The sequence below is a fragment of the Streptosporangium sp. G12 genome, assembly GCF_052983175.1.
In genome coordinates, this window is sequence record NZ_JBRIQO010000022.1 from 1 (window position 1) to 23,492 (window position 23,492).

Here is a 23,492-nt window from a genome sequence, read left to right on the forward strand (position 1 = left end):
CGGGCATCCTTTCCGGGAATCGGGGAGAAGACGTCGAGGGGCGACATCACGGCCGCGCACTCACGGCGAGGCCTCAGAGACAATGGGCGCATGGCGCATCGACGGGCGCACGAACAGTTGTTAGCGCTAACATCACTGCGTGCACCTCGTCCCTGCGAGCTTGACAATGGGGCGATTGATTCCCGATGAAGGGCCGGCGATCGGGTCGCATTCATGTTTCTGTTGTATTTCCGCAAAGTGTTTAGGCTTTACAGGCGGGATGTCAACATCTCGCTACAAGAAATTCGTCTCCGTGCGGTCGACATCCTGCGGCAGTGGCGATGGCGTGCGGTGCGGGTCTCCGGCCGCAGACGGTTATATCGCCTGTTCAACCCTCTTTTCGGTGCCCGTAGCCGGTGGCCCGGGTCGTCGTGCCGGCCTCCGGGCCGCGGGTCGGAAGGTCCTGTACGGTCGATGACAGCGGGTGTTGACCGCACTGATGTGAACGAACGCGGACACTGGTGTGATGTCGATGTGACCCGCCGCCCTGTCGCGGTTACGGGCCGCGCTTCGCGCCGGTCGCCCGGCCGACAAGCGCCGCGGTGATGAACGTGCCCGTGGTGGGCGTCATGGTGGCCGGTGGCACCCTGTGGGGACCGGCACCGTTGTCTTCCCTACCCGGCGGCTCCCGGACGGCGGCTCCCGGACGGCCGCGCACGGCACGGCCGCGCACGGCACGGTCGCGTGGCGGCGCCCGGGGGGCGGGTGCCAGAATCGGGGTGGCCGGTGACCCCGGCCGCCCTTTCGTCGTCCGCGCCGCGACCCCGTGCCGGGACTCCGCTCCAGGACCCCGCGCCGGGACCCGGAGCCCGTGGACACGACCCCCTCCCCGCGAACCCTGGGGCGGGTCTCCACGCTGGAAGGACTCAGATGACCGTTGAGCGCGTTCTGCCGACCGGCGACGCCCATGACCTCCTGGACCTGGTCCGCGACCTGATCGGCAAGGAGGTCGCCCCCCGGGCCGCGGCCGACGAGTCCGCCGGGCGCTTCCCCCGGGAGGTGTTCACCACGCTCGGCCGCGCGGGGCTGCTCGGCCTGCCCTACCCCGAGGAGCACGGCGGGGCGGCGCAGCCCTACGAGGTCTACCTGCAGGTGATCGAGGAACTCGCGGCCGGCTGGCTGGCGGTCGGTCTCGGCCTGTCGGTCCACACGCTGTCGTGCTTCCCGGTGGCCGCCTACGGCACCGCCGAGCAGCGCGCCGCGCTGCTTCCCGAGATGCTGGGCGGCGAGTGGCTGGGCGCCTACTGCCTGTCGGAGCCGCAGTCGGGGTCCGACGCCGCCGCGCTGACGACCAGGGCGGTTCCCGGGGACGGCGGCTCCGCCGGTCCCGCCGGCTACACCGTCGACGGGGTGAAGGCCTGGATCACCCACGGCGGCGCCGCCGACTTCTACACGCTGATGGCCCGGACCTCGGACGACGGCGCGCGCGGCATCTCCTGCTTCCACGTGCCCGCCGGGACGGAGGGGCTGTCGTTCGGCGCCCCCGAGCGGAAGATGGGGATGAAGTCCTCGCCGACCGCCCAGGTCCGCTTCGACGGGGTGCGGCTGCCGCCCGAGGCCCTGCTGGGCTCCGAGGGGGAGGGGTTCCGGATCGCGATGGCCGCGCTGGACGGCGGCAGGCTCGGCATCGCCGCCTGCGCCGTGGGCGTGGCCCAGGCCGCCTTCGAGACCGCCACGGCGTACGCCGCCGAGCGCCGCCAGTTCGGCTCGCGGATCATCGACTTCCAGGGCGTCGGCTTCATGCTCGCCGACATGGCCACCCAGATCGCCGCCGCCCGCGCCCTCTACCTGGACGCCGCCAGGCTGCGCGACGCGGGCCGGCCGTACGGCACGCGGGCCGCGATGGCGAAGCTCTTCGCCACCGACGTGTGCATGAAGGTCACCACCGACGCGGTCCAGGTCCTCGGCGGCTACGGGTACGTGGAGGACTTCCCGGTCGAGCGCCTCATGCGGGAGGCCAAGGTCCTGCAGATCGTCGAGGGCACCAACCAGGTCCAGCGCCTGGTCATCGGCCGCGCCCTCGCCAAGGAGGCCGGGAACGCCGGGCGGTGACCTCCACGGCGTCCACGGTGTCCGCGCCGTTCAGGACGTCCACGGGCCGGTGACCCGCCGGGTGGTCCCGGCGACGGAGGTCAGGGCCGGGAGCGGGGCGTCGCCTCCCGGCCCCGACGCCGTGTCGGAGCCCGTACCTCGGCATCGGGGTCCGGATGTCGGCGTCAGGGCCGGATGTCGGCGTCAGGGCCCGGAGGCCGTGCGAGAGCCCGCACGTCGTGGTCAGAGCCCGTACGTCTCCAGCAGCCGCAGCCAGATCTCGCTGACCGCGGGGAAGGACGGCACGGCGTGCCAGAGCCGGTCGAGGGGCACCTCGCCGACGACCGCGATCGTCGCGGAGTGCAGCATCTCGCCCACGTCGGGGCCGACGAAGGTCACTCCCAGCAGGACGCGGCGCCGCTCGTCCACGACGGCCTTGGCCCTGCCCCGGTAGTTCTCGCCCCGCAGGTAGGCCCCCGTCACCCTGCCCAGGTCGTACTCGACCACGCGGACGTCGAACCCCTCGGCGCGGGCCTCCGCCTCGATTTTGCCGACCGAGCACACCTGAGGGTCGGTGAAGACCACCTGCGGCGCGCCGTACGCGTCCGCCGCGTCGCGCAGGCCCGGCAGGTCGTCGGACTCGCCCTTGGCCCGCGCCGCGATGACGTCGCCGCACACCCGCGCCTGGTACTTGCCCATGTGGGTGAGCAGGGCGCGGCCGTTGACGTCGCCCACCGCGTACAGCCAGCCGCCGGAGACGCCGGTCGCGCGCATGCTGTCGTCGACCTCCACCGTGCGTCCCGGCTCCAGGCCGACGGTCTCCAGTCCGAGGTCGCCGGTCGCGGGACGCCTGCCGGTGGCCACCAGCAGCTCGTCGGCCTCGACGGGCGGTCCCTCGGACAGGTGGACCGTCACCGGGCCCCCCGGCGTGGGCCGCTCGACCCGCGTCACCCGGACGCCCGTGCGCACCGTGATACCCGCCTCGGCGAACGACTCGGCCACCAGCTCCCCGGCGAACGGCTCCATCCTGCCGAGCAGCCCGCCGCGCGCCAGCACCGTCGTCTCCCGGGCGCCGAGCCCGTGCATGGCCTGGGCCATCTCGCAGGCCACCACGCCGCCGCCCAGCACGGCCAGCCGCCCCGGGACGCTCTTCGCCGCCGTCACCTCGTGGCTCGTCCACGGCGACGCCTCCACCAGGCCGGGGATCGGCGGGACGGCCGCGTCGCTGCCGGTGGCCAGCACGACCGCCCGCCGGGCGGTCAGCGCGCGGACCGAGCCGTCCTTCCCGGTCACCACGACCCGTCCGGGACCGTCCAGCCGCCCGTGCCCGCGGACGAACTCCGCGGGCACGTTCCTGATCCACTCGACCTGGCCGCCGTCGTCGAAGTGGGACACCGCCTCGTCCCGCCGGGCGAGCACGGCGGCGGCGTCGATCGGGCCCACTGTCAGGCCGGGCATCCTGGAGACCTCGGCGGCCAGTTCCACCGGGCGCAGCAGCGCCTTGCTGGGAATGCACGCCCAGTAGGAACACTCGCCGCCGGCCAGGTTCCCCTCGACGATCGCGGCGCTCAGCCCTCCCTTGACCGCGCGGTCGGCGACGTTCTCGCCCGCGGGGCCCGCGCCCACAACCACCACGTCGAACTCGTCCGACACGACTTACCTCCCAAAGAGAACCGGCCCGTCGACCGTGCGCCATCTCTGGCGACGCGGTCCATACCAGCTTCGCATCCTCCCGCCAAGGCCGTGACCGGGGCCACCCTCCGGTGACCCCGGCGGGTACGGGACGAGGCCGTTCCATGGGCCGCCCGTGGGCCGCGGACCCCTCTCACCCCTCCCGCGGGCGTCCGGTGAAGAGCGTGACGGGCCCTTCGAGCTTCACGCCGTCCACGACGATGTCGACGACCTCGTTGTGGAAGGCGACGTGATCCCTGATCCTCCCGGCGGCCGGGATCGGGTCGGGGTAGGCCCAGGCCACGTCGGCCGGGACGGAGCCGCCCCGGCGCGCCGACCAGGAGGACGCGACTCCCGGACCAGCACCGGGCGGCGGCTGTCGACGACGGTGACGTCGCCCCTGGTCCCGCGGACCCAGCGCTCGCCGGGCTCCCCGTTGAACGTTCCCGACGCGGGCACGGCCTACGCCTCCGCGAGTTCGGTGACGTAGGGCCTGCGCTCGCGCCAGGCCGCGGTCTGGTCGGGCCGTCCGAAGACCCGCAGGTACTCCTCCACCTGCCCGCCGGCCTGGTCCCACAGCAGCTCCGGCTCGAAGTCGCTGCCCTCGGGGCCGACGAACGGCTCCAGCGGCTCGATCACCGTGTCGAGGCTGGGATGCCAGAAGACGCCGGTGGAGCGCCGGGTGACCGTGCCGCCATCGCGGGCTGATCTGACCGGCTCTGACAGGGGTGCGGCCGGAACACGGAGGAAACGGGTCGTGGACCGAGCCGGCAGCCGGCCGGCGGCGGTCGCGGCGTCGTCGTCCAGGAGTACGCGAAGCGCCCACAGCCGCACCGGGCCGACGTCACGGGGCCGGCGCGACGGCGTCGCAGGACTCGCGTGCCCGCGACGAGGACGACGGAGACGGCGCGGCGGGTGACCGGCGCGAGAGCAGATATCCCGTCAGCGCGGTGAGCAGGCCGGCCAGACCGGCCGCCGCGAAGCCGCCCGCGGGCACGGACGCGTCGATCGCCACTCCCACGACCGGGGCGCCGAGCGCGAACCCCGCGCTCGCCGCCGAGGACTGCATGCCGGTCGCCTCACCTCGCACACCGGCCGGCGCCAGCCGGCTCACCGCGTCGGAGACCGTGGAAAGGGTCGGCGCGGTGAGCAGCCCGGCACCGATGACGGCCACACACAACCAAGGCCAGTCACGGGCGAGTCCCGCCGGAACCGTCAACAGCCCGAGCAGGCCGAGCAGCAGCCAGGTGGGCATCGGCCGGGGCAGCGCTCCGTACACCAGACCGCCCACGACGGACGTCACCCCGAACACGACGACGACCACGGCCGCCCACGAGACCTGACCGGCTTCTCGGAGAGTGGCGACGATGGCCAGATCGACGCCGCTGAGCAGCATCGCGACGCCGAACCCCATCGTCAGGACGGCGACCATGCGCGCTCCCAGCCACTCCCGGCGCCTGGGCCGGCCCGCCGCCTCGCCGCCCGCCTCGTCCTCGGCCCGCATCGGCGGGTCGAGCAGGGCGATCCCCGCCCCGCCGACGACGATCGCGGCGCCCACTCCCCACGCCACCACGCCGGGGGACACCGTCGCCGCGCACACGATCACCGCCGCCGGGCCCACGATGTACGACAGCTCGCCCACCACCGACTCCAGCGCGAACGCCGCCCGCCGCTGCCCCGCCGCCGTCATGGCGGCGATCGCCTGCCGGGTGACCGACTGGACCGGCACCATCAGCAAGCCGGCGGCGAAGGAGGCGCACAGCAGGATCGCGTACGGCAGCACGGGCACGGCCGACCAGAACACGAGCTGCGGTACGACCGTGGCGAGCAGCACGGTACGCAGGCCCCGCCGGTCGATCATCCGGCCCAGCAGCGGCCCGCCCAGCGCGACACCGGCGGTGAGCGCCGCCACCACGGCCCCCGCCGCCGCGTAACTCATGTCGAGGGCGATGACGACGTACATCGTCAGCGCCGTCGCGTCCGCCGTGATCGCGGCACGAGCGAGCAGCGAGACGCCCAGCAGCGGCGTCATCCCCGGCACCGCGAGCACCTGTCGAAATCTGATCACCGCTTCAACGCTAGGTCACCCCGAATGCCATAGGAAGCCGTCAATTCGTTGGACCAGGCATAATGAACGCTTATGGCACGTGATCTCGACACCGCCCTGCTGCGGTCGTTCGTCACCGCCGTGCGAGCGGGCAGCATCAGCCGTGCGGCGGCGGCGCTCGGCCGTACCCAGCCGGCGCTCAGCCAGCAGCTGCGCAAGCTCGAAAGGGCCGTCGGCAGCCCGCTGCTGCACCGGGCGCCGTCCGGCGTCTCGCCGACCCGGGCGGGCGAGGAACTGCTGCCCTACGCCGAGCGCATCCTCGCCCTGTCGGCACAGGCACTCACCGAAACAGGACGCGCGCTCACCGGGCACTGCGGGGTGGGACTCCTCGAGGATCTCGCCGCTTCCCGCCTTTCCCAGGCACTCGCCGACCTCGCGCGGCTGCACCCCGGCGCGACGCTGGAGGTGCTCAGCCTTTCCGGCGCGGAGATGCGGGAGGCCTACGACACGGGCCGTGTCCACCTCGTGCTCGACGAGGTCAAGGACCTTCCCTGGCCACCGCGCTGGACGGTGCGGCTGCCGCTGGTCTGGGCGGTCGGGCAGGGGGTCGCCATCGACGCCGACCCGCTGCCGGTGGTGCTGTTCTCGAACACGTGCGCCTGGCGGACGTCGGTGCTGGAGGCGATGGAGGCGATGGAGGGCACGGGGCGCCGCTGGCGGGTGGCGTTCGAGAGCAACAGTCTCGCCGGGGTGCTCGCCGCGCTACGGGCCGGGCTCGGGGTCGCGGCGCTTCTGCCCGCCAACCTCGAACCGGCCATGGCCTGCCACGACGCGGCCGCGTTGCCCGCGCTGCCGGACGTCGAACTCGGCCTTGCCCGCCACCCCGGCACCGAGGGCGACGCGCTCGTCGACGCCGTGGAGACCGCCCTCCGGCGGATGATCTGAGCGGTACGCGGGTTCTTCCCGATCACCGCCTTGCCGGATCGGCCGGTGTGCGGCGGGTGCACGACGATCTCGGGGAGACCCTCCGCGCCGGAGCCTGGAGTGAGGACGTGGCCGTGGACGGCCGCCGGCCGGGCGGCCGTCCTGCGGTGGTGCGGAGACCGTCTCGTGCCGGTTCCGGTGGTGGCGGCCGGTGGCGGCCGGTGGCGGCCGGTGGGCCCCGGCCCGCTAGCGGCGGCGCCCGCGCGCCTTGAGGGGAGTCATGGGCAGCTCGGGCGCGGGCAGCGGGGCGGCTCCCGCGCCGGGCACCGTGCCGAACGCCTCGCCCTCCATCCACTCCCGCCGGAACCCGGCGATCTCCTCGTGGCTCCGGCCGACGAAGTTCCACCACATCACGATCCGCTCTTCGAACGGCTCGCCGCCGACGAGCAGCAGCCGCCCGGGGCCCTCGGCGCCCAGGGCCAGCTCCGAGCGCCCGCTGCCCAGGTAGAGCAGCGGCCCGGGGGAGAGAGCCGTCTCGCCGACCCGTACGGTGCCGGACAGGGCCAGCGCGGCGTACTCGAAGCCGGGACGCAGCGGGACCGAGGTCCCGGCACCCGCCTCCAGCGTCACCTCGGCCCCGACCAGCGGGGTGTGGATCGTCGCCGGGGAGGTGACACCGCCCAGCTCGCCCATGATGACGGTCACCGTCACTCCTGGAGAGGTCAACGCGGGCAGCGCCGGGTGGTGCTCGAAGGCGGGGGCGGCGTCGCGGGCGGCGGAGGGGAGCGCCACCCACAGCTGGACCCCGTGCAGCACGGCCTCGGCGGGCGACTCCTCCGAGTGGGAGATGGCCCGCCCGGCGGTCATCAGGTTGAGCTGGCCCGGCCTGACCAGCTGCTCGCTGCCGACGCTGTCGCGGTGCAGGATCTCACCCTCCACGAGCCAGCTGACGGTCTGCAGGCCGGTGTGCGGATGCGGGGGGACGTGCATCCTCGCCCGCTCCGGGCCGTAGTGGTCGACGAAACACCACGCGCCGACCATCCTGACGTCCCGGTTCGGCAGGGTTCTGGTGACCTTCATCGCCCGGGGGCCGCCCAGCACCACGTCCCGGCCGGTCAGTAGCTCGTTCACCGGCTCCGCCGCCACGTCCGCGAGGCCGCCGCAGGCCGACGCGCGCGGATCCGTTTCCAGATTGCTCATCCCGCGAATGTACGTCGCGATCCGCCCATACCGGGCATCGGGTGGCGTCGTTCCCCGGGAGGGGATCACGTGCGTGGCCGGCGGCGGGTTCCGGTATCTTTCGTCCACCCCGCCGGGCACCTACGGCCACGGCGGGACGGACACCGCGTGAAGTGAGAGGCCGAATGACCACCGAGACACCTCCGAGCGGATCCGGCAAGAGCCGCTGGAGCGCGCAGACGTGGTTCAACGTCGTGCTGCTCGTCATGGCCGTCCTGCTGGGGGTGTCGGCGATCGTCGGCGCCACGGTCCTGAAGAACGCGGCGTCCGCCTCCAACAGGCTGATCGACCACATCTCGGTGGGCAGGATCCAGGCGGAGCGCCTGCAGGCGACCCTGCTGAACCAGGAGACCGGGGTGCGGGGCTTCGTCATCACCGGCAAGGAGGAGTTCCTGCAGCCGTACGTGGACGGGCGGCGCGACGAGATCTCCGTGTCGTCGCAGATCGAGCGGCTGGCACCGGGCACGGAACCGCTGCGGGCACTCGACGAGGTGGGACGGCTGGCCGCCGAGTGGCGGGCCCGCTACGCGGAGCCGATGATCACCAGTGTCAGGGACGAGGGCCCGGAGAGCGTGAGCGCCGCGCAGTCCGAGGAGAGCAAGCGCTCCTTCGACGCCGTCAGGAAGGCGCTCGACACCCAGAACGCCGCCTGGGCCCACGCGAGGGAGCGGGCCCGCGCCGAGCTGGAGGCCGCCCGCACGGTCAGGGACGCCACCTTCTTCGGCATCCTGGCCGCCTTCCTGGTCACCATCGTCACGGTGGCGGTGCTGCTGAGGATCGGAGTGTTCGGCCCCCTGGCCCGGCTGCGCGAGGCCTCGCGACGGGTCACCATGGGAGACTTCGCGCACCACGTCGACACCGGCGGCCCCGCCGACCTCGCCGAACTGGCCGACGACATGGAGGCGATGCGCCGGCGCATCGTCACCGAGCTGGAGGAGGCCCGAGGCGCCCGGCTGCAGATCGCCGCCCAGGCCGAGGAGCTGAAGCGCTCCAACGCGGAGCTGGAACAGTTCGCCTACGTGGCCTCGCACGACCTGCAGGAACCGCTGCGGAAGATCGCCTCGTTCTGCCAGATGCTTCAGCAGCGGTACGCCTCCCAGCTCGACGACAGGGCCAACACCTACATCGACTTCGCCGTGGACGGCGCCAAGCGCATGCAGGTGCTCATCAACGAGCTGCTCACCTTCTCCCGGGTGGGACGGATCAGCCGGGAGCCCGTCGAGATGGATCTGAACGACGTGGTCGGCAGGGCCCTGGTCAACCTCTCCGCGGCGGTGGAGGAGTCCGGGGCCGAGATCGAGGTCGGCGACCTGCCCACCGTCGTCGGGGACCGGACCCAGTTCGTGATGCTCTGGCAGAACCTGATCGGCAACTCCCTGAAGTTCCGCGACCCCGGCCGCGCGCCCCGGATCGGGATCGAGTCCGAGCGGCTCGACGGCGAGGTGCGGATGACCGTGACCGACAACGGCATCGGCATCTCCCCCAACTTCGCCGACAAGATCTTCATCATCTTCCAGCGGCTGCACCAGCGGGACGCCTACGAGGGCACCGGGATCGGCCTGGCGCTCTGCCGGAAGATCGTGGAGCAGCACGGCGGCACGATCCGGCTGGACACCGAGTACACCGGGGGAGCCCGCTTCGTCATCACGCTGCCCGCCGAGGCCGTCTCTCCGGAGCGGGAGGGCGAGGCCGAGACCGAGGCCGGACGGGAGGACCCCGCGGAGATCGCGGTTGGGACCGTGCCGTGACACGCGGACGGTACGCGCGGTATCCGAATGCCGTTACCGTTTACCGGATGGAGGAGATCGACCGCCGTATCGTCACATTGCTGGCCAGGGATGGCCGGATGAGCTTCACCGATCTCGCCAGGGAGACCGGGCTCTCGGTGTCGGCGGTGCACCAGCGGGTGCGCCGGCTGGAGAAGCGTGGCGTGCTGCGGGGATACGCCGCGCTGGTCGACTACGACGCCATCGGGCTCTCGCTCACCGCGTTCGTCTCCATCAAGCCGATAGACCCGGCCGCCGCCGACGACGCCCCGGAGCGGCTGGCCCATCTGAGCGCCGTCGAGGCCTGCCACAGCGTGGCCGGGGACGAGAGCTACATCCTCAAGGTCCGGGTGGCCTCACCGATCGCGCTCGAGGAGCTGCTCAACCAGATCCGCACCGCCGCCAACGTCTCCACCCGCACCACGGTCGTGCTCAGCACGCCGTACGAGCACCGCACCCCGGAGCCGGCGGGCGAGGACGGCGGGAGGCCCGAGGAGCGCGCCTGACCGTCCCGGGGACGCTCCCCGCGGGTGCGTGACGGGCCCGCGCCGGCGTCCTCCCGGCGTGGCGACCGCGCACCTCCCCGGGAGGATGTTCCTGGTTTGCCGGGAACGAGGTGATTGCTCCAAGCTGGACGGGTGCCTCCCAGAAAGATCATCATCGACTGCGACCCGGGGATCGACGACGCGCTGGCGCTCGTCCTCGCCCACGGGAGCCCCGAGCTGGAGATCCTGGGGATCACCACGGTCGGCGGCAACGTCGAGCTGGCCAGGACCACCGACAACGCGCTGCGGCTCCGCGAGTTCCTGGGGTTCGGCGGCGTGCCGGTCGTCGCGGGCAGCGCGGGCGCGCTCCTGCGCCCCCGGGTGAACGCGGCCGGGGTGCACGGCGATTCCGGCCTCGGGGACGCGCTGCTGCCCCCGGCGTCGCTCCCGCCGGCCGCCGGGCACGCCGTGGACTTCATCATCGAGACGCTCCGGGCCGACCCGGGCGAGGTGACCCTGGTCGCCATCGGCCCGCTGACCAACGTGGCGCTCGCCGTGCTCAGGGAACCCGCGATCGTCGGCTGGGCGCGGGGGCTCACGATCCTCGGCGGGTCCTACACGCGGGGCAACTTCTCTCCCGCGGCCGAGTTCAACATCGCCGCCGACCCGGAGGCCGCCGCGGTCGTCTTCGGCGCGGGCTGGACGGTGACCATGATCGGTCTCGACGTGAGCCGCGGCGCCGTGACCACGCTGGCGGTGGCGGAGCGCATGGCGGCGATGGGCCGGCTCGGCACCGACCTGCTCCTGCCGTGCGTGCGGTTCTACGGCGTGATCACCGCCGAGGACGGGCCCGCGATCCACGACGCCTGCGCGATCGCCCACCTGATCGACCCGTCGCTGATCATCCTCGAACCCGCCGTCGTGGACGTCGAGACGGCCGGCCGCTTCACCGCCGGGATGACCGTGACCGACTTCGCCCTGCGGGGTCGCGCCCCCAACGCCCTGGTCGGCACCTCCCTCGACGTGGGCCGCTTCTGGGACCTCCTGCTCACCGTCTACGCCCGGGTCGCGGAGTCGATCGAGCCTTGAGGCCGGTTTCGGGGGACGGATCCCTCAGGGGATGATCCTGCGGCGGCGCAGGTCGCCGAGGATGTCCAGGAACATCGCCTCGGTATCGACGTACTCGTGGAAGCCGAAGCGCCGGGCCTTGGAACCGTCGGCGAAGAAGTCGTAGTCCCAGGAGAACACGGCGTCACCGAAGGCCCAGGAGGACACGTCCTCGTACGGGTGCGGCTCCAGCCCGTACTTCTCGGTCATGGAGTTCCAGAGCGGGCCCTTGTCGGCCATGACGACGTCGAGCGACATCGGCAGGGGAGGGGCCACCTCCAGGTCGAAGAACCCGGCGATCTTCGGCCACATGTCGTTCCAGCGGAAGAGGTCGCCGTTGTTGACGTTGAACGCCTGGTTGGCGCAGCGCTCGTCGGTCGCCGCCCAGATGGTCGCCCTGGCCAGCAGTCCCGCGTCGGTCATCTCCAGCAACGTGTCGTAGGCCCCCGGCCTGCCGGGGAAGCGCAGCGGCAGGCCCAGTTCCTTCGAGACGGCGCCGTACACCGCGATGACCATGGCCAGGTTCATCGGGTTGCCGAGGGCGAAGCCGCACACCACCGACGGGCGGATCGCGGTCCACGTCCACCCCGAGCCCTTCTGGCGCTCCTCGAGGAAGTTCTGCTGGTCGACGTTGAACTCCGGCGGCATGTGGTGCGGGTCGCTCTCGCGGGCCGGGGTCTTGAAGGGGCCCAGGTGCGCGCCGTAGACCTTGTATCCCTGCATGAGGCTGACGTGCCGCAGGCCCGGCGCCACCGGCTCGACCGCGTCGACGACGTTGACGAGCATGGCGAGGTTGGGCGGGACGAGCTCGGCCCAGGTCGGCCGGTCCTGGTAGGCGGCGTAGAAGATGTGGGTCACGTCGACGAGCTCGCCGAGCTTCTTGGCGCAGTCTTCCCGGTCGAGCAGGTCGGCCCGTATGTGGCGGACCCGGCCTGTGCTCTCCCCGCCGCGGCGTGACAGGCCGATGACGTCCCAGTCGCCGAGCGCCGCGAGGTGGTCGACCAGGTTGCGGCCGATCACCCCCTGTGCCCCGACGACGAGGGCGACCTTGGGCTGCGTGCTCATGGGTTCTTCTCCTGATCCGTGCGAAGCCTCCGCCTTGGACCGCGTCCCCCGCGGGAGGCCCGTGAACGGAGGCGGGGACTCGATTCTGCGTCGACCCATCGTCATAAGTCCAAGTGATGTTTTTTGTCCGGCCGATAAAAATTCTCTATGACGACGTCCGGGACCGGCAGAAGCCGCCCGCCGACATGGCCGTTGTGGGAGTTGTCGCGAAACTCCTCGCGCAGGGCGTCCGGCCGGCCCTGGTGGTTCTCGGCCACCAGGTGGCCGGCGATGGGCGGGCTGCCGAGAAAGGTCACGTCGTGTTCTCACTCTCTCCGGTTTCCTCGCCGGGACGCCGCAGCGTCCTGGCCTGCGCTGATGATCGAAACGTCGCGCCCGGCGGCCAACGTGAGCTGAGCCTCACTCCTTCAGAAACATAAGTAAAAATTATACTTTCTATGCTTGTGATAACTTCTGTGCATGCTGAGTCTGCGGCAGCTCGAGTATCTGGTGACGGTCGTCGACCAGGGTTCCTTCACACGGGCCGCTGAGACCCTCCACGTCACCCAGCCGGCCCTGTCGCACCAGATCCAGGCTCTGGAGCGGACGGTCGGCGCGCGGCTGCTCGAACGGCTGCCCAAGGCGATCCACCTCACGGCGGCCGGGCGTGCGATGCTGCCGCACGCGCGGGCCACCCTGGCCGACGCGGCCCGCGCCCTGTCGGCCGTACGCCGGACGACCGGGCTGGCCGGGGGAGAGCTGCGGCTGGCGACGGTCTACTCGATCAGCCTGGGCGTGCTGCCCGCTGCGCTGCGCGTCTGGAGCGGGCTCCATCCAGAGGTCGACGTCAGGCTCTTCGAGCACCGCCACGCCGGCGAACTGGCGGAGGCGATGGCGAGCGGGCAGGCCGACCTCGCCGTCGGTCCCCGGCCCGCGTCCTGGGCGGGGCCGGTGCGCACGCTCGGTGCCGAGGAGTTCGTCGTGGCCGTCTCCTCCGGCGATCCCCTCGCGTCCGGCGGGGCGACCTCGGTGGACCTGCACGACCTGCGCGACCGCCGCTGGGTCCACTACGCCCCCGGCAACGGCCTGGCCGACATCCTGGACCGCGCCTGCGCGGAGGCCGGGTTCCGGCCCAGGATCGCGGTGCGCACCGAGCAGACGGCATCGGCTCCAGCCCTCGCGGCTGCAGGTCTCGGACCCGCCCTCATCCCCGCCAACATCGTGCCCGGCGGGTACAAGGGCCACATCCTCCGGCCGAGGCCCGCCGTGACCCGCGTCCTCACCGCCTACGCTCGCACCGGGTTCGACGCCCTCGGCGGGGCCTTCCTCGCACTGCTCACCGAGAGCACGGCGGCCACGCTCCTTCCCCTGCCGGACGCTCACCCGGCCTCCTGAGCGTTCGGCTCCCCGCACGCCGCGGCCCGCGCCGTGAGATGCGGGCCGTGCGCGGCGTGATGTCAGCCCATCACGTCACCCCGTCATGCCGGGGAGTGTCATCCCCGTGAGGTCATGTCCAGAGGTCTCATGTCCGGGGGCGGAAGTGGGCCCGCAGCCGGGCCCTGGCCTCCTCGGTGGCGCCGAGGGCGTCCAGGCCCAGGAGGGCGGCGCCCATGATGGGCGCGACGTCGGCGACGATCAGCTTGGCCTGCGGCGCGCTCCCGGCGAAGCCGCGTTCCAGCAGCTCGCTCATGAGCGGGTGGCGGGCGGTGAGCACGCCGCCGCCCAGGACCACCTCCATCGGGACGGAGAGCAGGTCCAGGCGGCGCATCGCGACCACCGCGAGCACGACGACCTCCTCGGCCATCCGCGCCACCAGCGAGCGGGCCACCCCGTCCCCCTGGGCCGCGACCGCCATCAGCGCCGGCACCAGCTCGTTCAGCCTGCCGTAGGGCAGCTCGCCGAAATGGACGGCCAGGGACACCTCCTCGACGGTGCGGGTGCCGAAGTGCTCGCGGACCGCGGCGGCCAGCGCGCTCGCCGGGCCACGGCCGTCCTCGGCGCGCACCGCGTGCCAGAGCGTCTCCTCGCCGAGGCCGAGGCCGCCGCCCCAGTCGCCGGTGAGCCGCCCCAGCGCCGGGTATCTCGCCACCTCCCCCGACGGGGAGACCGCCACCGCGTTGATCCCCGCGCCGCACACCACGGCCACCCCCGCGGGCCCGGAGGCCCCGGCGCGCAGCAGCGCGAAGGTGTCGTTGCCGACGGTCGCCTCCCTGCCGTACCCCCGGGAGAGGATCTCCTCGCGGAGCGCCTCCTCCTCCACCGGCAGGTCCGCGCCCGCCACGTAGGCGGCCACGTGGTCGGCGTACGGCGTGGCCGCGCCGGGGCCGAGCGCGGCGCGCACGGTGTCGCCGATCGCGTCGATCGCGACGCCCACCCCCGTGGTCTGGGGCTGGAAGGCGCCGCCGCGCCCGGTGGCGAGGACCGAGCCGTCCTCGGCCACCAGCGCGATGTCGGTCTTGCTGTTTCCGCCGTCGACCGCCAGGACCGTTCTCACGCGGTCGCCCAGGACAGGTGCCCGCGGTTGGCCTCGATCAGGCGCCTGGCCAGGTCGCCGGAGAGCGAGGCCTGGCCGATCAGCGGGTGGGCCAGCAGCGCGTCGGCGACGCGGTCCTCGCCGCCGTGCAGCGCGGCCTCGATCGCCAGCGTCTCGTACGCCGTGACGTGGGCGATGAGCCCGGCGAAGAGGGGCTCCACCGGGGCGACGGGCAGCGCGGCCGCGCCCGCCGAGGTGATCGTGGCCGGGACCTCGATGACCGCCTCGTCGGGCAGGAACGGCAGCGTGCCGTCGTTGCGCAGGTTGACCACCTGGGTGTCGCCGCGGTCGCCGGCCAGCGAGGCGATCAGCGCCACCGCCGCCTCGGAGTAGAAGGCCCCGCCGCGCTTGCCCAGCAGCTCGGGCTTGGTGTCCACCGCCGGGTCGGCGTACAGCTCCAGCAGGGTCTTCTCCATCGCCGCGACCTCGGCCGCGCGCGACGGCTTGGCCCGCTGCTCCTCCACCACCAGGTCGTGCTCGTAGAAGTAGCGCAGGTAGTAGGAGGGCACCACGCCCAGGTGGCGGATGAGCGCGGCGGGCAGGCCGACGTCCCGGCCGATCTCCTCCGCGTGGCTCTCCAGCAGCTTGGGCAGCACGTCCACCCCGTCCAGGTGGACGGCCCGCTCCCAGGTGAGGTGGTTCAGGCCGACGTGGCCGAGCGAGATCCGCTCCGGGGCCACGCCCAGGTTCGCGGCGAAGCGGCGCTGGAAGCCGATGGCGACGTTGCACAGGCCGATGGCCCGGTGCCCGGCCTCCAGGAGCGCCCTGGTGACGATGCCGACGGGGTTGGTGAAGTCGACGATCCAGGCGTCCGGCGCGAGCCTCCTGACCTTCTCGGCGATGTCGAGCACCACCGGCACCGTGCGCAGCGCCTTGGCCAGCCCGCCCGCGCCGGTCGTCTCCTGGCCGACGCACCCGCACTCCAGCGGCAGCGTCTCGTCCACGTTCCGCGCCGCCTGGCCGCCGACGCGCAGCTGCAGCAGGACCGCGTGCGCCCCGGCGACGCCCTCCTCGACGGAGGTGGTCGCGACGACCGTGGCCGGGTGCCCGGCCCGCGCCAGCATCCGGCGCGCCATGCCGGACACCAGCTCGAGCCGGTGGGTGTCCGGGTCGACCAGCGCGATCTCGGTCAGCGGCAGCTCCTCGCGCAGCCGCGCGAACCCGTCGATCAGCTCCGGCGTGTACGTCGAGCCGCCCCCGACAACGGCGAGTTTCACCCTTTTACTCCTGTCAGCGTGACGCCCTCGATGAAGACCTTCTGGGCGAAGAAGAAAACAATGATCACCGGGGCCATGACGAGCAGCGTCGCCGCCATGGTGAGGTTCCACTGCACGCTGTGCAGTGCCCGGAAGGACGCCAGCCCGAGGGAGAGCGTCCAGCTTGCCTCGTTCGTGTGGGCGTAGAGCAGCGGACCATAGTAATCGTTCCAGCAGTAGAAGAACTGGAACAGGCCCACCGCCGCTATCGCCGGGCGCGCCATCGGCAGGACCACCCTGATCAGGGTCCGGAAGTCCGAGCAGCCGTCCACCCTGGCGGCCTCGGTGTACTCCCGGGGAATGCTGACCAGGAACTGCCGGAGCAGGAAGATGGAGAAGGCGTCGCCGAGCAGCATCGGCAGGATCAGCGGCCACAGCGTGCCGGTCAGGTCCAGGCGCGCCCAGATGAGATAGACGGGGACCGCGACGACCTGGGGCGGCAGCATCATCATCGTGATGACCGCGAGGAAGGCCAGCCTGCGCCCCCGGAAGCGGAAGCGGGCCATCGCGTACGCCACCGGGATCGACGACAGCAGCATGAACGCGGTGCCGAGCCCGGCGTACAGGAACGTGTTGCCCAGCCAGGCCAGCAGCCGTGACCTGGCGAACACGTCGGCGAAGTTGGCCCAGTTCCAGGTGCGCGGCCACAGGTCGCCGGTGAGCGCCTGGTCGTTGCTCATCACGGCCGTCAGCGCCACGAACACCAGCGGTCCGACGAACATCAGCGACAGCGCGACGGCGAGGGCGTGGGTGGCGATCCAGTACAGGATCACCCGGCCGCGCGGGCCGCGCGGCCCGCGGGAGGCGGGCCGTGCGGCCGGGGTGGCCGAGGCGGTGAGGGCGGTCACCGGTCCCCTCCTTCGTCGAACGCGCGGAACCTGCGGAGCAGGATGAGGGTGAAGACCGTGGAGAAGGCGAACAGCAGCAGGGCCAGCACGCAGGCGTAGCCCATGCTGAAGTCGCGGAAGCCCACGTGGAACAGCCACTGGGCCAGCGTCAGCGTCGACAGCTCCGGGTAGCCGGGCACGAAGGTGCTGCCGGGGGAGTCGGTGACCCCCGCCGCGACCCGGGAGGCGATCATCGCCTGGGTGAAGTACTGCAGGGCGTAGATGACGCCGGTGACCGTCGAGAACAACAGCACCGGCGAGATCGTCGGCAGCGTGATGCTCCTGAACTGCCGCCACGCGCCCGCCCCGTCGATGGCCGCCGCCTCGTACAGGTGCCTGGGCACGTCCAGCAGCGCCGCCAGGAAGATCATCATGGTGTTGCCGATGCCCCACATGGCCAGCATGGTCAGGCCGGGCTTGGACCAGTCCCTGTCGCCGAACCAGTCGGGCGCGGCGATCCCGAAGAGCTCGATGAACTGGTTGAGCGGCCCCGAGGGGTTCAGCAGGAACACGAAGGAGACCGTGCCGGCCACCACCGGGATCAGCGACGGCAGGTAGAACACCGTGCGGAAGAAGCCGACGCCCGCCTTGAGCCGGGTGAGCAGCCACGCCACGCCCAGCCCGAAGAGCACCTGGGCGGGGACCATGAGGACCACCAGCCACAGCGTGTTCCCGATGGAGACCCAGGCCCGGTCGTCCACCAGGAAGTAGCGGTAGTTGTCCAGGCCGATGAACTCAAGCGTGAACAGGTCGTAGCGGTGGAAGGAGAAGTAGACCGTCGCCGCGAGGGGGTAGGCGAAGAAGACCGCGAACCCCACCAGCCAGGGCGACATCCAAAGGAGGGCCTTGAGGCCCTCGCCGCGCCGCCACCTGGGCGGCGCGGCGTGGACGGTGCTCATCGAGGATCAGCCCCCGGAGAGCTTCATCTTGTCGTCGAGGCGCTTGTCGACCGCGGCGAGCCCGGCGTCGAGGTCGGTGGCCGAGCCGTTCTCCCACTTGACCAGGAACTCCTGCAGCGAGTCCTGGTTGAAGGTGCTGTTGACGTTGGCCGGGACCGTGCTCGTCTTCGGGTGGGCGAAGATGTCGAGGAAGGTCTGGAAGTTCGCGTCCTTCTTCAGGTCGGGCGACTCCAGCGACGCCTTGGTGGTCGGCACGTTGCGCAGCGCGTTGGAGAGCGTGACCAGCGCCGAGGTGTCGGTGGTCAGATACTTGACCAGCTCCCAGGCGGCCTGCGGGTTCTTGGCGCCCTTGGGCACGCCGATCACGGTGCCCGCGGTGAAGCCGCTGCCGTACAGGTCGGGCTTGGTGTCGGAGACCGGGAGCGGCGCGGTGCCGTAGTCGATGTCCCCGGCCTCGTTGGCGAGCATGGCGTTGCGCCACTCGCCGTCCAGGATCATGGCGATCTTGCCCTTGTAGAAGGGGTGGTCGGCCGACCACTCCTGGCCCAGGCTCTTGCGGAACTTCTCCAGCTTGTCGTACCCGTACCAGTCGACGAGCTCCTTCTGCCAGCGCAGCAGCTCCTTCCACGCCGGGTCGGAGCCGACCGCCGAGGTGCCGTCCGGCTTGTACCAGGTCGCGCCGACCATCGGGCCCATGTGCGAGGCGGAGTTCTCGTAGTACTGGAAGCTCGGGACGAACCCGGCGACCTTGATGTTCCCGTCGGCGTCGCGGACGGTGAGCTTCTTGGTCAGCTCGGTCAGCTCCGAGAGCGTCCTGGGCGGCTGCTCGCCCTTCATCAGGGCCTTGTTGTAGTAGAGCCCGTACGCGTCGGCGAGCAGCGGCATCACGCACCGCTTGCCCTCGTACTCGGTGTAGGAGCGCGAGACCTCCGGCAGCACGGACAGGTCGATGCCGTCCTGCTCGATCACCGAGGTGAGGTCCTGGAACGTTCCGCTGCGGCACCACTGGGCCACGTTGTCGGTGGTGAACGAGGAGGCGACGTCCGGCGCCTTCCCGCCGCGCACCGCCTGGGTGATCTGGTCGTCCTGCACGCCCTTGACCAGCTTGACGGTGATCTGGGGGAACTTCGTGCGGAAGCCTGCGACGGCGTCCTCGAACGCCTTGACCTCGGCGGGCGCGGAGAACCCGTGCCACAGCTCGATGGTGGAGGCCGGCAGCGCCGCGGAGGCGGAGCCCGACGGTCTGGGCTGGGAGCCCAGCGCGGGCGCGCTCTCGGTGCCCGCGGTGCAGGCGGTCAGGGTGGTGGCCGTCAGGGTGGCCAGGGCGAGGGTGAGAAAGCGTCGGTGCACGACGGCTGCCTCCTGGGGGCGGGGGATCTGGCGGGGTTCCGGGCGGGGTCCAGCGGGGCCGGGCGAGGTCCGTACGGTCCGTACGGTTCGGGGCCCGTGCGGGGTTCGGGGGGGTCAGGAGGGGACGGTGGAGCTGAAGACCTCGTCACGCGCGGTCGCGAGGGCGAGGTCGAGCGCGCCGGCGAGGACGGGATTGCCCTCGACGGTGGACAGCAGCAGCGGGGGCCGGGGGATGGTGAGCGCGTGGAGCTCGTGCTCGACGAGCTCGCGCAGGGTGTCGCCGCCGGCGAGGAGGGTCCCGCCGGTCAGCACGATGATCTCGGGGTCGACGACGGAGGTGATCGCGGCCAGCCCGACGGCCAGCCGGGAGGCGATGTCGCGCAGTCCGGCGCGGGCGTCGTCGGCGCGCCTGCCGGTGGACGCCGAGGCCTGCACGGCGTTCAGCACCGCCTGCGCGGGCGCGGTGCCGCGCACGCCGTACGACCTGAGGATCTTGAGCACCGCCGGGCCGCCGGTGAGGGCCTGGTAGCCGTGGTTGGCGTAGCGGCCGGTGTCCCTGGCGGTCGGCGCGCCGGGGGTGGGCATGTAGCCGACCTCTCCCGCGCCGCCGGTGGCGCCCCGGTGCAGCCGCCCGCCGAGGACCAGCGCGGCGCCGAGGCCCTCGTCGGCCCAGAGCAGGACGAAGTCGCGGTGGCCGCGGCCCACGCCGTGCGCCTGCTCGGCCTGGGCGACGAGGTTGACGTTGTTCTCCACGGCGACCGGCACGCCCAGGCCGTCGCCGAGGGTGCGGACCAGGTCCGGGATGTGCCAGCCGGGCATGTCCTTGCTGGTGGCGTACGCCATCCTGCCGGTGCCGGGGTCGATCGTGCCCTGGACGCCGATGACCACGCGCCGCAGCGCCGCGGGGGCGCCCGCGCCCTCCAGTGCGGCCCGGACCCGCTCCAGCGCGTCGCCGCCGGAGCGGCCGGGGCTGGGCAGGTGGTGCTCGCCGACCACGGCGCCGGTGATGTCGGCGACCCTGACGTCGATGCCCGCGCGGGTGACGTCCAGTGCGGCGACGTGCGCGGCGGCGGGATTGAGCCGGTACACCTCGGCGGTGCGACCGGGCAGTCCCTCGCGGATGCCGTCGAGCACGACCAGGCCCGCCTCCTGCAGGCGGATGAGAAGCTGTGAGGCGGTGGGCTTGGACAGGCCGGTGAGGGCGCCGATCTCCGGGCGGGTCAGCGGGCCGCGCTCCAGCAGCGCCTGCAGGGCGGCGCGGTCGTTGATCGCGCGCAGCAGGCTGGGAGTGCCGGGCGTCGGCTGGGTCACTGATCCTCCGCGTGCGTCCTTGCATCCACTGATGACGCAAAGTTAGGAAACTTTCCTAACTTCGAGTGAATGTAAGGAACCCGGCGGATTTTCGTCAAGCAGGCGGGGAGCGCCGCAATCAAGCTGTGATGACGGAGGGGCGGGTAAACTTCTCGACGGACCTGCTAAGGTGATGGTTTGTCATAACAACCAGCGCAATGGCCCGGAGTATCCCATTACTAGCAACGATAATGGAGCGACGGCAACCCGTCAAATCGAGCTGACCCGGGAGCAGGAGTATGTTTCCTGCCTTTATGCCCGGCTCGATCTGCTGCGCGAGCGCACCCAGCGGCAGCTGGACGGCGTCCTCGCGCAGGGCGGAAGTGGCGGCACGCATCAGAACCGCTCCGAGCGCGACAGCTTCGCCGGGATGTACGCCGAGCGCCTGGGCCGCCTGTGGGCGGTCGAGAACGGCCTGTGCTTCGGCCGGCTCGACAACGCCGACGACACCTCACTCTACATAGGCCGCATCGGCATGGCCGACGACGACCAGCGCCGGATGCTGATCGACTGGCGGGCGCCGGTGGCCCAGCCCTTCTACGGCGCCACCCCGGCGGCCTCGATGGGCGTCACCCGCCGCCGCCACCTGCAGACCAAGGGCCGCACGGTGATCGGGATCGACGACGATCTCCTGGACCTCGACAGCCTCACCGAGGAGGACGTGGCCACCCTCAACGGGGAGGCCGCGCTGCTGGCCTCCCTGGGGGCCAAGCGCACCGGCCGGATGCGCGACATCGTCGCCACCATCCAGTCCGAGCAGGACCGCATCATCCGCTCCGACCTCAACGGTGTGCTGGTCGTGCAGGGCGGTCCCGGCACCGGCAAGACCGTGGTCGCGCTGCACCGCGCCGCCTACCTCCTCTACACCCACCGGGAGAAGCTGGCCCGCAGGGGCGTGCTCATCCTCGGGCCGAACCTGACCTTCCTGCGCTACATCGAGCAGGTGCTGCCCTCCCTGGGCGAGACCGACGTGCTGCTGTCGACCGTCTCCGAGCTGTACCCGGGGGTCGTCCCGGGCCGTAAGGAGCGCCCCGAGGTGGCGGCGGTCAAGGGCGACGCCCGGATGGCCCAGGTCGTCGCGCGGGCCGTGCGCGAGCGGCAGCGGGTGCCGCGCAAGCCGATCGAGATCAAGCTCGACCGCTACACCCTCCGGCTGGAGGGCAACGTCCTGGAGGCCGCCCGCAGCCGGGCCGCCCGCTCCAAGAGGGCGCACAACGAGGCCCGCGCGGTCTTCGTCCGCCACCTGCTCAACGCGCTCGCCCGGCAGGCCGCCAGGCAGCTCGGCAAGGGCATGATCGACGACGACGAGCTGGCCGACATCCGCGAGGACCTGCGCACCGAGCGGCCCGTCAAGGCGGCCCTGAACCGGCTGTGGCCCTACGTCACCCCGCAGCAGCTCCTGATCGGGCTGTTCACCTCCCGCGAGCGCCTCGACCACGCCGCCGCCGAGTTCGGCGAGGCCGAGCGCGAGCTGATGCTGCGCGAGCCGCCCCGCACGGGGGAGAACTGGTGGGCCGAGTCCGACGTGCCGCTCCTGGACGAGGCCGCCGAGCTGCTCGGCGACATCGACCCCGCGGTGCTGCGGGCCGGGGCCTGGATGGCCGAGGAGGAGCAGGCGGCGCAGCGCGCCGCCGCGCTCGACGAGCGGCAGCACCAGCTCGCCTACGCCAAGGAGGTCCTGGAGCTGACCGGCCTGTCCGACATCATGGACGCCGAGAAGTTCGCCGCCCGCCACCTCGGCGACGACGTCTTCCTGACCACCGCCGAGCGCGCGGCGGCCGACCGCACCTGGGCCTTCGGCCACGTCATCGTCGACGAGGCGCAGGAGCTGTCGCCGATGGACTGGCGGATGCTGATGCGCCGCTGCCCGACGCGGTCGATGACGATCGTCGGCGACCTGGCCCAGACCGGTTCGTCGGCCGGGGCGCGTTCCTGGGGCCGGGTCCTCGACCCGTACGTGTCGGGGCGCTGGCGCGAGGAGACCCTCAGCGTCAACTACCGCACCCCGGCCGAGCTGATGGCCGTGGCCGCCGACGTGCTCACCCTGGTCGACCCGGCGCTGACCGCCCCGGCCTCGGTCAGGGAGACAGGGTCGCACCCGTGGGCGACCTCGCCGACGGCCTCCCTCGGCGAGGTCGTCAAGGCCGAGGTCGTCGAGGGCGGCCGGCTCGTCGTGATCGTCCCCGAGTCGCGCGCCGGGGAGTTCGGGGAGATCGTGGTCCGCTCCGTCGACGGCGCGGTGGCCGGGCCGGGGGCGGCGGCCCTGGACGCGCAGGTGGCGGTGCTGACCGTCGCCGAGGCCAAGGGGCTGGAGTTCGACGCGGTCGTCGTGGTCGAACCGGAGCTGATCCTGGGCGAGTCCCCGCGCGGGGCGAGCGACCTTTACGTGGCGTTGACCCGCGCCACCCAGCGGCTTGGCGTCGTGCACGACGGTCCGCTCCCCGGCGCGCTCGCTCGACTTGAGAGACATCGGATCACATGAGACCATTGACGGCTCTCGTCGATCATGTCCCAGCTGCGAAAACTTGATGTTTCCGCAGTTGGTGACACGGTTGACATCTGCGCTGGGCTCGGTAGTTTGCTGCCCAGTCCAGCACGGGACTGGCCGGTCGGCCGCCTTTCGACATCGCCGTCTCCTGCGCCCGTGACGGGGGATCACCCCGTCCGTACAGCCAGGCGCAGGGCCGGCAGTCCGTCGAGGCGGGGCACTCCTTCCGGGCGGGGGGTTGGACCCAGGAGGGGTCCGGGCACCCAGTAGACAACGGCAATCCGCGCTCGCCGCCGACGGGACGGAACCGGTCCGAAGGGTCGCCCGGGCCCTCTTCCCGCTCCCGTGCGAGCGCCGCAAGCGTCGGGGCGGCCCG

General features: G+C 72.1%; 20 protein-coding genes. 7 read left to right on the top strand and 13 right to left on the bottom strand.

Features of this window, described 5'->3' with window-relative positions:
• The first annotated feature begins 909 nt into the window (after positions 1-909).
• On the top strand, positions 910-2,091 hold the full coding sequence (locus ACVCAG_RS30550) for an acyl-CoA dehydrogenase family protein (protein ID WP_440087430.1): 1,182 nt from the start codon (positions 910-912) through the stop codon (positions 2,089-2,091).
• A gap of 222 nt (positions 2,092-2,313) precedes the next feature.
• Here ACVCAG_RS30550 and ACVCAG_RS30555 read toward each other — a convergent pair whose 3' ends face one another.
• From ACVCAG_RS30555 to ACVCAG_RS30570, 4 genes are all read right to left on the bottom strand, one after another.
• Positions 2,314-3,723 (bottom strand): dihydrolipoyl dehydrogenase family protein, encoded by a 1,410-nt coding sequence (locus ACVCAG_RS30555; protein WP_447190878.1) that lies wholly within the window; start codon positions 3,721-3,723, stop codon positions 2,314-2,316.
• 172 nt (positions 3,724-3,895) lie between these two features.
• On the bottom strand, positions 3,896-4,318 hold the full coding sequence (locus tag ACVCAG_RS30560) for a DUF427 domain-containing protein (protein WP_447190879.1): 423 nt from the start codon (positions 4,316-4,318) through the stop codon (positions 3,896-3,898).
• The gene (locus ACVCAG_RS30565) at positions 4,204-4,575 is read right to left on the bottom strand and encodes a hypothetical protein (RefSeq protein ID WP_447190880.1); all 372 of its coding nucleotides are present in this window, start codon (positions 4,573-4,575) and stop codon (positions 4,204-4,206) included. Before ACVCAG_RS30565 ends, ACVCAG_RS30560 begins: the two co-directional genes overlap by 115 nt.
• Before the next feature lie 10 nt (positions 4,576-4,585).
• On the bottom strand, positions 4,586-5,809 hold the full coding sequence (locus ACVCAG_RS30570) for an MFS transporter (protein WP_447190881.1): 1,224 nt from the start codon (positions 5,807-5,809) through the stop codon (positions 4,586-4,588).
• Between the two features lie 72 nt (positions 5,810-5,881).
• On the opposite strand from ACVCAG_RS30570, the gene ACVCAG_RS30575 reads away from it, so the two are divergent.
• Positions 5,882-6,733 (top strand): LysR family transcriptional regulator, encoded by an 852-nt coding sequence (locus ACVCAG_RS30575; protein ID WP_440087435.1) that lies wholly within the window; start codon positions 5,882-5,884, stop codon positions 6,731-6,733.
• A gap of 225 nt (positions 6,734-6,958) precedes the next feature.
• Here ACVCAG_RS30575 and ACVCAG_RS30580 read toward each other — a convergent pair whose 3' ends face one another.
• Entirely contained in the window at positions 6,959-7,912 is a 954-nt protein-coding gene (locus ACVCAG_RS30580; protein WP_440087436.1) for a pirin family protein, read from the bottom strand.
• Positions 7,913-8,076: 164 nt separating this feature from the next.
• Between ACVCAG_RS30580 and ACVCAG_RS30585 the strand changes: the two genes are divergently transcribed.
• The 3 genes from ACVCAG_RS30585 (at position 8,077) to ACVCAG_RS30595 (ending at position 11,291) form a co-directional block, all read left to right on the top strand.
• On the top strand, positions 8,077-9,699 hold the full coding sequence (locus ACVCAG_RS30585) for an ATP-binding protein (protein WP_440087438.1): 1,623 nt from the start codon (positions 8,077-8,079) through the stop codon (positions 9,697-9,699).
• Positions 9,700-9,746: 47 nt separating this feature from the next.
• On the top strand, positions 9,747-10,223 hold the full coding sequence (locus ACVCAG_RS30590) for an AsnC family transcriptional regulator (protein WP_440087439.1): 477 nt from the start codon (positions 9,747-9,749) through the stop codon (positions 10,221-10,223).
• Positions 10,224-10,355: 132 nt separating this feature from the next.
• Positions 10,356-11,291 carry a nucleoside hydrolase gene (locus ACVCAG_RS30595; RefSeq protein ID WP_440087440.1) on the top strand — a complete coding sequence of 312 codons (936 nt, stop codon included), beginning with the start codon at positions 10,356-10,358 and terminating at the stop codon, positions 11,289-11,291.
• Positions 11,292-11,315: 24 nt separating this feature from the next.
• Here the strand turns inward: ACVCAG_RS30595 and ACVCAG_RS30600 are convergent, their stop codons facing one another.
• Together ACVCAG_RS30600 and ACVCAG_RS30605 are read right to left on the bottom strand one after the other, a co-directional pair.
• Entirely contained in the window at positions 11,316-12,374 is a 1,059-nt protein-coding gene (locus tag ACVCAG_RS30600) for an NAD-dependent epimerase/dehydratase family protein (protein ID WP_440087441.1), read from the bottom strand.
• A 101-nt stretch (positions 12,375-12,475) separates the two neighbouring features.
• Positions 12,476-12,670 (bottom strand): hypothetical protein, encoded by a 195-nt coding sequence (locus ACVCAG_RS30605; RefSeq protein ID WP_440087443.1) that lies wholly within the window; start codon positions 12,668-12,670, stop codon positions 12,476-12,478.
• A gap of 163 nt (positions 12,671-12,833) precedes the next feature.
• Here ACVCAG_RS30605 and ACVCAG_RS30610 point away from each other — a divergent pair, with 163 nt between their 5' ends.
• Positions 12,834-13,748 (top strand): LysR substrate-binding domain-containing protein, encoded by a 915-nt coding sequence (locus ACVCAG_RS30610; protein WP_440087444.1) that lies wholly within the window; start codon positions 12,834-12,836, stop codon positions 13,746-13,748.
• A gap of 127 nt (positions 13,749-13,875) precedes the next feature.
• Here the strand turns inward: ACVCAG_RS30610 and ACVCAG_RS30615 are convergent, their stop codons facing one another.
• From ACVCAG_RS30615 to ACVCAG_RS30640, 6 genes are all read right to left on the bottom strand, one after another.
• Positions 13,876-14,847 (bottom strand): BadF/BadG/BcrA/BcrD ATPase family protein, encoded by a 972-nt coding sequence (locus ACVCAG_RS30615; RefSeq protein ID WP_440087445.1) that lies wholly within the window; start codon positions 14,845-14,847, stop codon positions 13,876-13,878.
• The gene (locus tag ACVCAG_RS30620) at positions 14,844-16,103 is read right to left on the bottom strand and encodes a family 4 glycosyl hydrolase (RefSeq protein ID WP_440087446.1); all 1,260 of its coding nucleotides are present in this window, start codon (positions 16,101-16,103) and stop codon (positions 14,844-14,846) included. The genes ACVCAG_RS30615 and ACVCAG_RS30620 overlap by 4 nt, the downstream gene beginning before the upstream one ends.
• The gene (locus ACVCAG_RS30625) at positions 16,100-16,990 is read right to left on the bottom strand and encodes an ABC transporter permease subunit (RefSeq protein ID WP_440087447.1); all 891 of its coding nucleotides are present in this window, start codon (positions 16,988-16,990) and stop codon (positions 16,100-16,102) included. Before ACVCAG_RS30625 ends, ACVCAG_RS30620 begins: the two co-directional genes overlap by 4 nt.
• A complete protein-coding gene (locus ACVCAG_RS30630; protein WP_447190882.1) occupies positions 16,987-17,928 on the bottom strand; it encodes a carbohydrate ABC transporter permease in 942 nt (313 codons plus the stop codon). The genes ACVCAG_RS30625 and ACVCAG_RS30630 overlap by 4 nt, the downstream gene beginning before the upstream one ends.
• 6 nt (positions 17,929-17,934) lie before the next feature.
• A complete protein-coding gene (locus ACVCAG_RS30635; protein WP_440087451.1) occupies positions 17,935-19,278 on the bottom strand; it encodes an ABC transporter substrate-binding protein in 1,344 nt (447 codons plus the stop codon).
• A gap of 114 nt (positions 19,279-19,392) precedes the next feature.
• Positions 19,393-20,589, bottom strand: coding sequence for an ROK family protein (locus ACVCAG_RS30640; protein ID WP_440087453.1), 1,197 nt, complete (start codon positions 20,587-20,589; stop codon positions 19,393-19,395).
• 172 nt (positions 20,590-20,761) lie between these two features.
• Between ACVCAG_RS30640 and ACVCAG_RS30645 the strand changes: the two genes are divergently transcribed.
• Entirely contained in the window at positions 20,762-23,110 is a 2,349-nt protein-coding gene (locus ACVCAG_RS30645; RefSeq protein ID WP_440087454.1) for an ATP-binding domain-containing protein, read from the top strand.
• Positions 23,111-23,492: the final 382 nt, after the last annotated feature.

Excerpts from the sequence above, each read along its gene's own strand:
- ACVCAG_RS30550 (WP_440087430.1), top strand. The coding sequence starts at position 910 with ATGACCGTTGAGCGCGTTCTGCCGACCGGCGACGCCCATGACCTCCTG.
- ACVCAG_RS30575 (WP_440087435.1), top strand. The coding sequence starts at position 5,882 with ATGGCACGTGATCTCGACACCGCCCTGCTGCGGTCGTTCGTCACCGCC.
- ACVCAG_RS30580 (WP_440087436.1), bottom strand. The coding sequence starts at position 7,912 with ATGAGCAATCTGGAAACGGATCCGCGCGCGTCGGCCTGCGGCGGCCTC.
- ACVCAG_RS30585 (WP_440087438.1), top strand. The coding sequence starts at position 8,077 with ATGACCACCGAGACACCTCCGAGCGGATCCGGCAAGAGCCGCTGGAGC.
- ACVCAG_RS30590 (WP_440087439.1), top strand. The coding sequence starts at position 9,747 with ATGGAGGAGATCGACCGCCGTATCGTCACATTGCTGGCCAGGGATGGC.
- ACVCAG_RS30600 (WP_440087441.1), bottom strand. The coding sequence starts at position 12,374 with ATGAGCACGCAGCCCAAGGTCGCCCTCGTCGTCGGGGCACAGGGGGTG.
- ACVCAG_RS30610 (WP_440087444.1), top strand. The coding sequence starts at position 12,834 with ATGCTGAGTCTGCGGCAGCTCGAGTATCTGGTGACGGTCGTCGACCAG.
- ACVCAG_RS30630 (WP_447190882.1), bottom strand. The coding sequence starts at position 17,928 with ATGAGCACCGTCCACGCCGCGCCGCCCAGGTGGCGGCGCGGCGAGGGC.
- ACVCAG_RS30645 (WP_440087454.1), top strand. The coding sequence starts at position 20,762 with ATGGTTTGTCATAACAACCAGCGCAATGGCCCGGAGTATCCCATTACT.